Source organism: Rhizobium mesoamericanum STM3625, from assembly GCF_000312665.1.
Classification (GTDB): domain Bacteria; phylum Pseudomonadota; class Alphaproteobacteria; order Rhizobiales; family Rhizobiaceae; genus Rhizobium; species Rhizobium mesoamericanum.
Genome location: NZ_HF536772.1, coordinates 1,442,033 through 1,456,160 on the forward strand (window position 1 = coordinate 1,442,033; position 14,128 = coordinate 1,456,160).

Sequence of the window (14,128 nt, forward strand, 5' to 3'; positions counted from 1 at the left end):
GATGCTTGAACCGCAGATCTCCCAGGCGCAGCGACCGGAGGACAGCCATGACAGAGTTTCCCTACAGTTCCGCCCTCATCGTCGGCGCAGGCCCGGGGCTCAGCGCCTCGCTTGCGCGTCAGTTGGCGGAATGCGGTGTCAAGGTCGCTTTGGCGGCGCGCAACACCGACAAGCTGAACAAACTCGCCGGCGAAACCGGCGCCTTGACCTTTGCCGCGGATGCCGCGCAACCTGCTTCCGTCGCTGCACTCTTTGACGACGTCGCGGCTGCGATCGGCGCTCCTGAGGTCGTCATCTATAACGCCAGTGGCCGCTTGCGCGGTGCTTTGGCAGAACTCGATCCAGCCGCCGTCGAACAGGCAATTGCCATAAGCGCCTATGGTGGCTTCCTAGTCAGCCAGCAGGCCGCAAGGCGCATGCTTGCCCATGGGCGCGGCGCGATCCTGTTTACCGGGGCGACGGCGAGCATCAAGGGATATGCCGAGTCAGCAGCGTTCGCTATGGGCAAGTTTGCACTTCGCGGCCTTGCCCAGAGCGCTGCCCGGGAACTTGGGCCAAAGGGAATTCACGTCGCCCATTTCATCATCGACGGTGGAATCCGTTCGCAGATGCGCCGGGAAGACCCGGCCAAGCCGGATGCGACGCTGGATCCTGGCGCCATCGCGCGGACCTATATCAATGTGCTCCTGCAACACCGGAGCGCTTGGTCGCAGGAAATCGAGATGCGGCCGTGGACGGAATCTTTCTGATATTCGCCTAACATGGCCGGGTGCTAGCGTAGCGCTTGCGGCCCCGTTTCGGCACGGAAAACGACTGAGAATACTGAAAAGTTAAAAAAATCTCACGCCGATTAACGGGTTCTTTACCACGTTTCGTGAAAGGTGCTGTCTGAGCATTGGCGACTTGCGTTCCTTTTTTAGTCTCGCGTTCATGGAATGCGCTACGCCGCACAGGTTGAGGAAGTCTGGTTGATTATCTCTTCATGAACGGTGCTCACGTCCGCATCTCGATGCGGCGCTGACGGAAGCCAATGATCGGCCCTGACGAGGGTTCGGACAGATGAAGCGAGCAAGAAGATGAACGGATCGCGATCAAATTCCCCACGGCATTCCGACAGGGCGTCGCTCGATGCGCTGAACCGCACCATCGAAGGTCTGGAAGCGAGGATCGAGGGTTTGATGGGCGCGAGCGCTCGCGACCAGCGCCAGCGCGCCGCGGCGCCGGAGCGCGAGGTCTATACCGATCCTTATGTCGCTCGCGCACCTCACGCCGCTGAAACCCGGCGCGATCCTTTCGCAGAAATCCGCCAGCGCCAGCGCATTCTGGAAGCAAGCCGGGAGCGCCCGGCGGAGCGCGAGCAGCCGGCTCCGTCGCGCACGCCGCTGCCGGTTGCCGAACGCGCGCCCCGTCCGACCGCACCACAACCAACCATGGCTCAGCCGGCCCATCGCGCGGAAGACACCATGACCGAGATTGCCCAGGCGCTCGTCAGTCTTCGCCAGGACCTGAAGCGCGACATCTCCGATGGCGTGACGCGCGAGATGAATGCGCTGCGGGAGGAGATCCGCAGCATCAAGGTCGGTGCCGAAGACCGCCGCTTCGCCGATGACATGCGCGCCGATATGGGCCGTCTCGCCAGCAGCATCGACCAGCTTGCCGGCCGCTCAAATGCGGCCGACGTGCAAGGGTTGCGAGGCGAGTTCGAAGAGCTGCGCTCGCTGATGGATGGGCTGGCGCGCGAAGATTCAATCCGCCATATGGAGACACGCTGGGACGGCTTCGAGAGCCAGCTGCATGCGCTCGACACGGCGGGCCTGCAGGAAGAGCTGGTGGCGCTTGCATACCGGCTCGACGACATTAAGCGCCATATCGGCGGCATGGGCGAAAGCCCGGCCGTGCGTGCTCTGGAAGACAAGCTTCTCTCCATAGCAACAGCGATGGAGCAGTTCGGCACCATGATCCAGCCGCATGACCGGGCAATGGCCGAGCAGTTTGCGGCGGTCGATCGTCGGCTCGACGAAATCAGCCGCGCCATTGCGGCAACCGGCCGCGCCACCACCGGCGGCGACCCCGCCATGATGCATCGCCTAGAAGGCCGCCTGAATACATTGGCCGAGCAGATCGATCTGATGGGCCACAGCGTCGCGAGCCGCGTAGCCCCGAGCGACGTCCTGACCGATCGGCTCGAAACGCTGACGCTGCGCGTCGAGGAACTTGCCAACGCTGAGGCCGCCTCGCGCCTCGACGAACGCCTGGAGCATCTGTCCTACCTGCTCGAGCGAGGCCATAAGGCCGCGCCGCAGCCGGAACTTACCGGCGCACTCGCCGACATCTCGCGCAAGATCGAGGCGCTTGAGGTCGGCTCGGTCAACGATGCGCTGGCGCAGCGCCTGGACTATCTGGCACGCCGCATCGACGAATTGGATTTCCAGCAGCTTCAGCCGATCGCCGCTCCCTCGGACGATAGCGCCATCCGTCGCATTGAAAGCCGGCTCGGCGATATCGCCGCACGCCTTGAAGAAAGCACCGCCGCGCCGGCGGCCGATTCCTATGCGCTAAAGAACCTCGAAGACCAGATCGCCAACCTTTCGGCCCTAATGAGCGAGCCGCGGCCCGTGGCAGAGCTGCCGCTGGATTTCGACCGCCGTATGGGTGCGATCGAGGACTACATGGCGACCAGCGATGAATATATCATCGAAGCCGCCCGCCAGGCGGCGGAAGCAGTGGTCGAGGCCTATGCGAGAAGCGGCGCCCTCCAGGGCGGCGCGCCGGCTGCAGCCGACATGTCGGCGCTCACGGCGCTTGCCGAAGACCTGCGCCAGCTCGAGGACCTCAGCCGCAGCAGCGAGGAGCGCACGCATAAGACCTTCCAGGCACTGCACGATACGCTGGTTCAGATTGCCGAGCGATTGGACACAATGGAAGACCGCGCCGCTGCAAGGCCAGCGCCGAGAATGCCTGTCGCCGCTGCCGATTTCGAGGTCGATACCTACTCGATGATACAGGCGGGCGCCGAGGAGGCGCAGAAGCCAGCGGTGTTTGGAACCCGCGCCCCGGCGAGCCGGCAGTCCGAACCAGCCAAAGACGCGCCGGCCGTACCTGTGAGGGCAGCGACCGACACCAGTGCGATTGCCATCGAGGCCGCAACCAAGCCGGCATCTTCTTCTGCCGCACCCTTAAAGGGCAGCCTGCTCACCAGCCTCGGCAAGCGACTGCTGCCGAGCAAGAGACCGAAGGCTGAAACCGTTACCGCTGAACGCACACTTATCGATCCGGCTCCCTCCATCGATCCCGTCGATGTGATGCCGCCGGAAGCCGCCAACGAGCCGCTGGAGCCGGGCTCGGGCGCGCCGGATGTCAAGAAAATCCTGGAGCGTGTCCGCGCCAGCCAGAACGCCGCACGGACGAACGCCAAGCCGGTACCGGAAAACGAGCGCGCCGATTATATTGCCGCCGCCCGTCGCGCCGCGCAGGCGGCGGCCATGGAGACCGAGCCCGACCCCAAATCGCAGTCCGGCAAAGCTAATAAGAAGGCAAACGCCGAGGACGCAACGAAGGGGAGCGCCTTCTCGCGCTTCCGCCGTCCGATCTTGCTCGCTGTCGGCGCCGTGCTGTTGGCGATCATGGCCTTTCCGTTGGCCCGCACACTGACGAGCGGCCAGCCGGCACCGTCCGCCGAAGTTGCAGTGCTGACGGATTCGTCGAGCAATACGCTACCGTCAGACAGCGAAACCACGCCGGACCAAGTCGCTGCAATCGCTCCGGAGATCCCGGCTGCAGCACCGACGGTTGCGCCGCTTGCGAGCAACGATCCCGCACCGGCGCCTGCAGCATCCGACCATCTGACCGCAACCGCGCCGCTGAACGGTGATGCCGCCGCGCCGCTTGCGCCTTCCGGCGCTCCTCAGGACGCCTCCGGTTTCGTTTCCAAGGATGCCGCGCCGGCTGCTGCTGGAGTGGCCACCACACCGACCGCGGAAACGGCAAGCATTGCCGTCCCGGAGACGGTGCAACCGAAGTCGCTCGCCGATGCCGCCAGGAGCGGCGATCCGCTGGCGCTCTTCGAAATTGGTGCACGCTATAGCGAGGGCCGGGCCGGCGTCGCAGTCGATGCGAAGGAAGCAGCAAATTGGTACCAGCTCGCTGCGAACAAGGGCTTCGCGCCGGCCGAATACCGTCTTGGCAACGTCTACGAGAAGGGCACGGGTGTCGATCGCGATATCGCCAAGGCGAAGCACTATTACGAACAGGCTGCCAACCAGGGCAATGCCAGTGCGATGCATAACCTCGCCGTGCTCTACGCATCAGGCGCGCTTGGCCAGCAAGACTACAAGGCGGCAGCGAACTGGTTCGTCAAGGCGGCCGACCTCGGCGTCACCGACAGCCAGTTTAATCTCGCGATCCTCTGCGCACGCGGCAATGGGGTCGTACAGGATCTGACCGAGTCCTATAAGTGGTTCGCGATCGCCGCCAAGGGCGGTGACAAGGACGCGGCACAGAAGCGCGACGAAGTTGCCAACGCGATGAAGCCGGACCAGCTCGAAAAGGCGCGTGCCAAGGCCGACCTCTGGAAGGCCGCACCGCTCGACAGCAAGACAAACAGCGTCGACGTTCCCGATGAATGGGCCGGCAGTGCCACCAAAACCTCGACCGTCGACATGAAACGGGCGATCCGCAACATCCAGGCTATTCTCAACAACAACGGCTTCGACGCCGGCCGGCCGGATGGCGAGATGGGCGCGAAGACCGTTGCGGCGATCAAGAACTTCCAGAAGTCGATCGGGCAGGAACCGAGCGGCAAGATCAATGACGTCACGGTGAAGGCGCTGTTGGAGCGTAATAAGGGTCCGGCCACCAAGGTCTGATTGCGCCGCCCTGCGCTCTCCGCGTATCAGAGATTGAACAAAAAGCGCCAACGGTGGGCAGTTCCGCGCAAGCTTCGCCGATTATCTATCAGCAGAGCTGGATGTAGTTCGTTATCGCAGCTCATGGAGAAATTTCGCACTAAGCGCGAGTTCTTCGGAAAATGTTATTTGCAAAACATTGCAACTATGATTCTTCTTTCTGTGTAAGTGCTCTGCGTATCGTGATTCGGTGAATGTCGTTGATGCTGAATGATTTGGCGGAGATTCCGAATGATAAGTCTTGATATCGAAAGCTGGGCGCTAACGCGAGCTCACCACATCGTCCTGAATGAAGGGTTGAATCTTGCGAGGGCGGCGCAGGATCTGGATCGCAAGCGCTCGCGTGCGCTGGTTTACGAGCTTCAGAAGGTCATAGCCGCTGCGATCCTCGAGGCACATGCGGCCAATGTCAGTTCCAAGGGGTCGCAGGCCGCCCAGGGGACCTGATACTGCGTTGCTCTATGTATGAAAGCCTCCCACTTGGGATACCCACGACTGCTCGCGTCCTTTTAGCAGATATCCATAAGCCAATTGCTTCAGGTCGATTGGCCGCTATAGCGGGCCTATGCCTGGTCGATTTCCGTATCGAGAGTTTCGATCAGACGGGTCATGACGGCCAGGGCTGCCTCCATCTCGGCGGTGGCAAAAGACTGCCCTAGTCTGTCGGCCCACTCCGCCTGTGCTGTCTCGATCAAGGCGAGGCGGGATTCGCCTTCCTCCGTCAATTTTACCAGTTTGGCGCGCTGATGCAGCGGGTTGTCGACGTACGTGATCAGCCCGTCGCCTTCGAGTGCATCCGCCAGCCGTTGCACGCCCTGTCGGGCGACCCCGAGCAGGCGTGCAATCTGTGCGACGGAATGAGCGCCACTTCGCGCACCGGCCAGCACCTGCCAGCGGGCGCTCGTCTGCCCGGCGGCCTTCGCCAACTCGTCGCCGGCGGCGGTCAACCGGCCTGCGAGCCGCAAAGCGGTGATGGTGAACAGCGAGAAGGCATCGCCTTCGGCGGTTCGCCTCGGGCGATTATGTTTGACAACATGTTGTCGTGTTGGTATGTCAACGGTCATGACAACATATTGTCATAGGGATTGACCGTTGCAAAGGGCGGAGGAGGAATCATGAAGAAAACCTACACCGGCAGCTGCCATTGCGGCAAAATCCGCTACGAGGTCGATGCTGATCTCCAGGCCGGTACCGGCCGCTGCAATTGCACCGTCTGCGGCAAGCGGCGCTATTGGGGGGCGGTCGTGAAGCCTGAGGATTTCCGTCTTCTGTGCGAGGAGACGGCCGCCGCTGACTATCAGTTCGCAACGATGAGTGGCCATCACCGCTTTTGTCCGACATGCGGCCTTCATGCCTATGGCCATGGTCATATTCCGGAAATTGGCGGAGACTATGTGTCGATCAACATCGCCTGCCTTGATGGCATATCTCCCGAAGAGCTGGCCTCTCTGCCGGTTCGCTATATGGACGGGCTTCATGACAATTGGTGGAACGAACCCGCAGTGACGAGCTACCTTTGACTAAGGCGACCTCGCAGCCCCGTTGCGTTCGGTGACCTGAAAGTCCGGGCATGACCGGACGAGAACGTCACTCCGCCGCAGCACGCTTCTGAGCGGAGATCTGCGTGACGTAAGCCCTTAGCGCTGCCGGCCGGACCGGTTTGTGCTGGAGGCCAATGCCGTGCCGCTCGACCTCGCTGCGGACCTCCGGAGTGCGGTCAGCGGTGACGATCAGCGCTGGAATGAACGCCATGAAGCGCTCCCTGAGCGTCAGGATCGCGGACACGCCGGTGCCGTCGCCCAGGTGATAGTCGGCGATGACAAGGTCAGGCGACGCCACGTGCGCATCGAGTGCGGCGATATCGGCCAGTGAGCTCAGGCATCGAACCTCGCAGCCCCATCCGCTGATCAGGAGCTGCATACCTTCCAATATATGTGGCTCGTTGTCGATGCAGAGGACCTTTAGTCCCTTAAGGCTCTGCGCGGAATGCTCCGCCGGCTGGGCAGCGCCGACACGCTCGGGGAGCCTCGACGCGTCGCGCGGCATCACGATACGGAAATCCGTGCCCTTGCCATGTGTCGAGTGCAGTTCCACCGGATGGTTGAGGACGCGCGCGATACGATCGACGATCGAGAGGCCGAGGCCCAGTCCGGTGGCCGTTTTGGCGCCTTCGTCGAGCCTCGCGAATTCCTTGAAGACGGTCCGGAACTTCGACGGCGGAATGCCTATCCCCGAATCCATAACCTGAATGACGACCTGGTGTCCGCGCCGGCGCGCGCCGACAAGTACCTTGCCGTCGATCGTGTATTTGATCGCGTTGGAGACGAGATTTTGCACGAGGCGGCGAAGCAGGTTGGGGTCGGAGCGAACCCGTAGCGAGGTCGGCATCACCACCAGCTTCAACTTCTTCTCGCGGGCGATCGGTGCGAAATCGGTCTGGATTCGTTCCAGCAGATCGGAAAGCGGCACCGAGGCGAGGCGCGGCCGCATCGCCCCCGTATCGAGCCGCGAAATGTCGAGCACCGCGCCGAGGATGGTTTCGACAGATTCCAGTGCGGAATCGATGTTGCGAACGATGGCACTGCTTTCGGAGTGGCCCATGCGCTCGACTAGCGCCGAGGAATAGAGCCGCGCCGCATTGAGCGGCTGCAGGATGTCATGGCCGGCGGCCGCGAAGAAGCGCGTCTTGCCGAGATTGGCTTCATCCGCCGCGGCTCTTGCCTCACCGAGCTCCCGATTGACGCGGGTCAGTTCGGCTGTGCGCTCAGCGACGCGCTGTTCCAGCGTTTCGTTGGCCTGCTTGAGTGCCCGGTCGGCGGCGACGCGTTGCGTGATATCGGTGAAGGTCGCAACGATGCCCTTGTCCGGCATGGCGTTGGAGCGCACTTCGATGATGCGCTCTCCGCCGCCGAGCACCAGCGCGAAGGGTTTGTCCAGCGTCAGGAAATGCCGGACGGTCTGATTGACGTCGCCGGCCGCGATATCGCCGCGCTGGCTGAGGATCACGACAATATCGGCCAGCGGGAAGCCCACCTGTCCGGTATTTTCCGGCAGCTCAAGCAATTGCCGGAAGCGGCGGTTCCAGATCGTCAGATTGTTCGCGCTGTCGAATACCGCGATGCCCTGGTCCATCTGTGAAAGCGCGGTCTGCAGCATGTCCTGGTTATACTGCAGCGCCTCACTTGCCTGGTCTAGGAGCCAGGCGGTATCGGCGGAGGCATCTTCTACCTTCTGAAGGATTAGCGACAGCACGAGCCGGGCAGATGAGGATCCGATGGCGCTGCCCAGCAGCTGCTCGGTAAAGTGGATGAGCGCCATGTCGGCCGGCTGGTCGTCTTCCAACTTGCGGCCCGAGTTCTGCTGATAGGTCTGGAACGAGCGCTCCATGCGCTCTTCGCCAAGGTAGCGGAAGACCGTCGCCTTCAAATCGCCGACGCTGATGCGGGTCTTCCAGCCACGCGTGGCAAACTGCGACCGGGATTGCCGTTTGACGAAGATGCCAGCCTGAACGCGTTCGAGCGGCCGGGCATTGCGGGTTGCCGAACCGATGACGAAGAAGACCGTGTTGACAAGCAGACTCATCACCGTCGCGTTGACCAGCGGATCGGCAGCGTTTCCCGTGAAGATCGTCGTGCCGGGAAAGATGAAGCCGAGAACCACACTTGCAACGCCTGAATAGTCCGGACCCCCAAGCGAGGGCAGGAACAACAGGTAAACCCAGATCACAAAGCCCGACGTCAGCCCAAGGATGGCGCCCCGCGCGTTAGCCCGCCGCCAAATCAGGCCGCCGAACAGGGCAGGAGCCATCTGCGCGATTGCCGCGAAGGACAGCAAGCCGATTGAGGCCAGCCCCGTCGTGCTGTCGGTCGAGCGGTAATAGAGATAGCCGAGCAGCAGGACTACGAATATCGCGCTACGCCTTACGTTGAGCAGCGTCTTTGAGAAGTCGCTGCGCTGTCCGGTGCGGTCAGTCAGCTTCCGGTGCAGGAAGATCGGCATGATGATGTCGTTCGATACCATGATCGACAGGGCGACCGAAGCGACGATGACCATGGCGGTCGCCGCCGAAAAGCCGCCGATGAAGGTGATCAGCGAGACGACGGGCATTTTTCCGGCAAGCGGCAGGGAGAGAACATAGAGGTCGGCATTGCCGTTGCCGCCGAATGTCAGCAGGCCGCCGATCGCCACCGGAAGCACGAAGAGATTGATGACGATGAGATAGAGCGGAAATAGGAAACCGGCGAGCCGAAGCTCCCGAGCGGTTCTGTTCTCGACTACGGTGACGTGGAATTGTCGCGGCAGCATGATGATGGCGAAGGCCGACAGCAATACCAGCGTAATCCAGCGGCTGATCGGTGTCTGGTAGTGCAGCGCCGAGAGAACGAGGTGGTTTTCAGTCGCCTTCTCCCAAAGATCGGAGGGACCATCGAACAGGAACCAGATCACGCAGACGCCGGCCGTCAGGAAGGCGAAAAGCTTGACGACGGACTCCATGGCAATGGCGAGGATCAGTCCGTCCTGATGTTCGGTCGCGTCCGTGTGGCGCGTGCCGAACATGATGGCGAAGCAGGCGAGCACCAGCGTTACGAGCAGCGGCAAGTCAAGAAAGTAGAGATTGCCGCTGCCAATGCCATAGTCCGACGGGTTGAGCATCGCCGTCATGGTGCTCGACACCGATTTCAGCTGCAGCGCGATATAGGGGATGGCGCCAACGAGAGAAATCAGCGCCACAATGGTCGCGACCGCGGGATTCTTGCCGTACCGCGCGGAAATGAAATCGGCGACCGACGTCAGTTTCTCAGCTTTGGCAAGCTCGGTAATCCGTCGCAGCACGGGCATGCCCAGCGTGAAGACGAGGATCGGGCCGATATAAATGCCGAGGAATTCCAGTCCGCGCTGCGATGCCAACCCTACACTGCCGAAATACGTCCAGGATGTGCAGTAGATTGCGAGGCTGAGTGCATAGACGGCCGGCCGACCGCCGGCGGGCGTTCCAAACATCCGACGCCTGCGGTCGCCATGGCTCGCCACTGCGAAAAGCAGAAGCATGTAGCCGAAAGCGGACGCAACTATGACCCAGTCTGACAGCATCGAACCTCCACCGATGCAACCAAGCACCGGTTCTCCCGAACCATTTGAGGTTACTGGAATTTCAGGCACTTGAACATCAGGGGCGTATAGGTCTTAAGTCAAAGACGCACGGGCCGCATCCAATAATTTGTAATTGGCGATTGAATAATCGCATCGAAGATGTAGCTAATGAAAACAATGACCTGTCAGTGCGACGGCATCAGAGGGAGACGGATCGGATGCTTAATGAGTTTAAAGCATTTATCGCCCGCGGCAATGTCATGGACCTTGCTGTCGGCGTTATCATCGGCGGTGCCTTTGGCGGCATCGTGAAGTCGCTGACGGACGATGTCATCATGCCGATTGTCGGTGCCGTCTTTGGTGGCTTCGACTTTTCCAACTACTTCATCGGTCTGTCTTCCAACGTCAACGCGCAGACCCTGGGCGCCGCTCGCCAGCAGGGCGCGGTTCTTGCCTATGGCAGCTTCATCACGGTCCTGATCAACTTCCTTATCCTTGCCTGGATTATCTTCCTGATGGTCAAGGGCGTGAATGCGCTGCAGAAGCAGGTGGACAAGCAGCTGAAGCTCAAGGCCAAGGAAGAGCCTGCTGCGCCGCCGGCCGATGTGGCGCTGCTGACGGAAATCCGCGACCTGTTGGCAAAGCGCCCCGCGGGAGTTTAGGAATTTGGTCCTGCTATTGCAGCGGGACCAATCATCACGAAAATCGATATCGCATCACCGATTGTCATGGGATTTGCCGCCGCATTTGCATTATGTAGGTGAAAACCGGAGTGATGCATGTCGATTGTCAGCAGCCTTAGCCCGCGCGCCATCCGGGCGCCCGAAAGCGGGATCGTCGAAGTCGTCAACTATGCTCGTGGCCGCGATGGCCTTCTGCCACTTTGGGTCGGTGAGGGTGATCTGCCGACGCCGGAGTTTATCAACAAGGCAGCGATTGAGGCCCTTGCAGGCGGCGAGACCTTCTATACCTATCAGCGCGGCATTCCTGAGCTGCGACAGGCGCTCTCGGACTACTACGCCAGACATTTCGACGTGTCCTTGTCGGCCGAGCATTTTTACGTCACCGGTTCCGGCATGCAAGCGATCCAGATCGCCGTGCAGGCATTGACTTCGCCAGGTGACGAACTGGTCTATCTCACGCCCGCATGGCCGAACATTGCGGCCGCCCTGGAAATTGCCGGAGCCCGTTCGGTCGGCGTGCAGCTGACTTTCGAGCGCGGCAGGTGGGCGGTCGATCTCGACCGTATCGCGGCAGCAATCACACCGAGGACGAAGGGGCTGTTCATCAACACGCCGTCCAACCCGACCGGCTGGACAGCAACCAGGGACGATCTGACAGCCATCCTCGCGCTCGCCCGCAAGCATGACCTCTGGATCATGGCTGACGAGATCTACGCGCGCTACTACTTTGCCGGCGGCCGCGCGCCGTCCTTCCTTGACATTATGGAGCTGGACGACAAGATCATGTTCGTCAACTCCTTCTCGAAAAACTGGTCGATGACCGGCTGGCGCGTCGGCTGGATCGTTGCCCCGCCGCATACCGGCCAGGTGCTCGAGAACCTCATCCAGTATTCGACCTCGGGCGTGGCGCAGTTCATCCAGCGGGGGGCAGTCGTCGCCTTAAATGATGGCGACGCATTCGTGAAGGCCAACATCGAAAAGGCCAGGCATTCCCGCGACATTCTTTGCGAGGCGCTGATTGCGACGAACCGCGTCGAAACGTTGAAGCCGGATGGCGCGCTCTACGCCTTTCTGAAGATCGACGGGGTGGCCGACAGCCGCAAGGCAGCCATCGACATCGTCGACAAGACAGGTGTGGGATTGGCGCCGGGCGCGGCCTTCGGCTCGGGCGGCGAGCTCTTCCTGCGCGCCTGCTTCCTGCGGGATCCGGTCCAAATCCGGATGGCGGCGGACAGGTTGTGTGATTACATTCTGAAGCTCTAAAGCAGCGAACTCAAGCCGATAAAGACAACGTCTTCACTACGTTGCCAAGCTCGGGCGCCAATGAGGACGAGATATGCGCTCAGCCCTGTGTCCATCGACTGGGTGGCCTCCCGCGACATAGAGGTAGTCAACTTGTGGCAAGACGCCGAGGCAGGGCGAATTACCAATGAAAAAGCGGGCGATTGCCGACGTCGGCATCTGTGAGGATGCATCGTCCAGCAAATCAAGCTTGTCTGTCATCATTGCTAACGAGCGCTCTCCGATGATCTTCGGTGGCCGCCAAGGAAGGGCTTAGGGGCTCCGCTGCGGCCACTGGTCCCGTTAAAGGTTCGGTCAAAAGGACTGCATCCAGCGTTGGAATTTCCCTGTCGATGCGTTCTCAATCACAGTCAGTTCACGTTTCGATCCGCGCGCCAGCTATACAGCTTAGGCATGTTTGTGTAGCAATTCCCTTAGAGGTTTAATGAAGGGGCTGCGTCTTGGTGAGGAAGATAATTTCCCTCGTTTTGGGCACGGTGCTGGTGGTTGCTGGAATCTACGGCCTTCTGTACCTGCTGTTCTTCACCGTCTATCCTGTTAGAACCCTGTATTATCTCGTTCCCGGTGGGGTGCTTATCATTGGGCTTGTGATCCTGTGGGAAGACCTTACGGAATTTCTTCGACGGCGCTGAAAGCATCAGAGACCCGCCACCGGTTTGTTTGACACGGGCAAAAAGTGACTTGTCGTCTGCGATCATCGGGTATAATTGGCGATTATCGCGCAAAGCGGCCGCTTCCCTTGATCCGTCGACGGCGGAGTAAACAGGTGGACGAATAGTCGTCCAGGTGGCCGAGTACACGCCAGCCATACGCTTTTGAAGCATGGTTCGGCCAGCGTTTTCCAAACAGCAATGCCTGACATCGCGTCAGGCCCAACCACCGCAAGCCTCGGGCGCCTTCGCGGCGACGCTGCGCGCTTGCGTCGATCGGAACACGCCCATGAACAGACCACTCATTGTCATCTTTACTGCCATTGTTCTCGATGCCGTTGGCATCGGCCTCATCTTTCCAATCTTGCCCTCGTTGCTGCAGGAAGTCACCCATTCCAAGGACGTGGCGCCCTACATTGGCACAATGACCGCTCTCTACGCGGTCATGCAGTTCATTTTTGCGCCGGTGCTTGGTGCCCTTAGCGATAGGCTTGGCCGTCGACCGGTGCTTTTGATTTCCCTGGCTGGCGCAGCCGTCAACTACTCGTTCCTGGCGGTTGCGTCCAATCTCGGGATGTTGCTGCTCGGCCGCGCGATCGCGGGCCTGACAAGCGCTAACATGTCCGTGGCTACCGCCTACATCACCGACATTTCTCCTGAGCACGTGCGCGCCCGTCGCTTCGGCTTGTTTAACGCCATGTTCGGTATCGGCTTCATCATCGGACCTATCCTCGGCGGCTCCCTTGGCGATCATTGGCTACGACTGCCGTTCATCGCGGCGGCGATGTTGAACGCCTGCAATCTCCTGCTGGCGTTCTTGGTGCTGCCAGAGTCACGCACTCCTGCCCGCGAGGAGATCGACTTGAGCGCACTCAATCCCCTTCGACCGCTGCGCTGGGCGTTTTCGGTGAAGAACGTGCTGCCCATCATCTTCATCTTTTTCGTCTTCAGCGCCACCGGGGAGGCCTACGGTACATGCTGGGCCCTCTGGAGCAGCGACGTATTCCAGTGGAACGGGCTTTGGATTGGCCTTTCACTCGGCACCTTCGGCGTCTGCCAGACACTCGCCCAGGCGGTCCTCCCGGGGCCGGCAGTGAAGCTGCTCGGCGAGCGCGGTGCCGTTCTGACAGGCGTTGCCGGCGTCTGCATTGCACTGATCGTCATGGCTTTGGCGACCCAAAGCTGGATGATCTTCGCGATCATGCCGGTTTTCGCGCTGGGCGGTATTGGCGTGCCGGCTTTGCAGTCTCTGGCGACCCGACAAGTCGACGAGAGCCAGCAAGGACAGCTCCAGGGCGTACTGGCATCGGCCTTAAGCCTGGCGTCGATCGTGGGGCCCCTGGCTTTCTCGAGCTTCTACTTCGTCGTTAGAGAGCAATGGCCAGGTGCCATCTGGCTATTTGTCGTCGTCGTTTATGCGATCAGTGTACCGACGGTTCTCGGCTTGCGCATCAAGACACCGGCGGCAGACTCGGCAATCGAGATTGCCGGCGTCTGA

The 14,128-nt window shown here is 61.0% G+C and carries 10 protein-coding genes; 8 read left to right on the plus strand and 2 right to left on the minus strand.

Annotation, left to right across the window (positions count from 1 at the left end; translation table 11 throughout):
* The first annotated feature begins 47 nt into the window (after window positions 1-47).
* The 3 genes from BN77_RS06980 to BN77_RS06990 all read left to right on the plus strand — a co-directional run bounded on the left by BN77_RS06980 (window position 48) and on the right by BN77_RS06990 (window position 5,351).
* On the plus strand, window positions 48-749 hold the full coding sequence (locus BN77_RS06980; protein ID WP_007529918.1) for an SDR family NAD(P)-dependent oxidoreductase: 702 nt from the start codon (window positions 48-50) through the stop codon (window positions 747-749).
* A gap of 327 nt (window positions 750-1,076) precedes the next feature.
* Window positions 1,077-4,865, plus strand: a complete 3,789-nt coding sequence (locus BN77_RS06985) for a peptidoglycan-binding protein (protein WP_007529919.1) — start codon at window positions 1,077-1,079, stop codon at window positions 4,863-4,865.
* 270 nt (window positions 4,866-5,135) lie between these two features.
* Window positions 5,136-5,351, plus strand: a complete 216-nt coding sequence (locus BN77_RS06990; protein WP_007529920.1) for a hypothetical protein — start codon at window positions 5,136-5,138, stop codon at window positions 5,349-5,351.
* A 116-nt stretch (window positions 5,352-5,467) separates the two neighbouring features.
* Here BN77_RS06990 and BN77_RS06995 read toward each other — a convergent pair whose 3' ends face one another.
* Window positions 5,468-5,968 (minus strand): MarR family winged helix-turn-helix transcriptional regulator, encoded by a 501-nt coding sequence (locus BN77_RS06995; protein ID WP_007529921.1) that lies wholly within the window; start codon window positions 5,966-5,968, stop codon window positions 5,468-5,470.
* A gap of 51 nt (window positions 5,969-6,019) precedes the next feature.
* Between BN77_RS06995 and BN77_RS07000 the strand changes: the two genes are divergently transcribed.
* Window positions 6,020-6,424 carry a GFA family protein gene (locus tag BN77_RS07000; protein ID WP_007529923.1) on the plus strand — a complete coding sequence of 135 codons (405 nt, stop codon included), beginning with the start codon at window positions 6,020-6,022 and terminating at the stop codon, window positions 6,422-6,424.
* A gap of 67 nt (window positions 6,425-6,491) precedes the next feature.
* Here the strand turns inward: BN77_RS07000 and BN77_RS07005 are convergent, their stop codons facing one another.
* Complete coding sequence (locus tag BN77_RS07005) at window positions 6,492-9,995, minus strand: PAS domain-containing hybrid sensor histidine kinase/response regulator (protein WP_007529925.1); 3,504 nt, start codon at window positions 9,993-9,995, stop codon at window positions 6,492-6,494.
* Between the two features lie 218 nt (window positions 9,996-10,213).
* On the opposite strand from BN77_RS07005, the gene mscL reads away from it, so the two are divergent.
* The 4 genes from mscL (at window position 10,214) to BN77_RS07025 (ending at window position 14,128) form a co-directional block, all read left to right on the plus strand.
* Window positions 10,214-10,657 carry a large conductance mechanosensitive channel protein MscL gene (gene mscL, locus BN77_RS07010; protein WP_007529927.1) on the plus strand — a complete coding sequence of 148 codons (444 nt, stop codon included), beginning with the start codon at window positions 10,214-10,216 and terminating at the stop codon, window positions 10,655-10,657.
* Between the two features lie 117 nt (window positions 10,658-10,774).
* Window positions 10,775-11,941, plus strand: coding sequence for a pyridoxal phosphate-dependent aminotransferase (locus BN77_RS07015; protein WP_007529928.1), 1,167 nt, complete (start codon window positions 10,775-10,777; stop codon window positions 11,939-11,941).
* Window positions 11,942-12,423: 482 nt separating this feature from the next.
* Window positions 12,424-12,612, plus strand: a complete 189-nt coding sequence (locus tag BN77_RS31945) for a hypothetical protein (RefSeq protein ID WP_244426208.1) — start codon at window positions 12,424-12,426, stop codon at window positions 12,610-12,612.
* Between the two features lie 190 nt (window positions 12,613-12,802).
* Window positions 12,803-14,128: a TCR/Tet family MFS transporter gene (locus BN77_RS07025; RefSeq protein WP_081593527.1), complete on the plus strand. Its 1,326-nt coding sequence runs from the start codon at window positions 12,803-12,805 to the stop codon at window positions 14,126-14,128.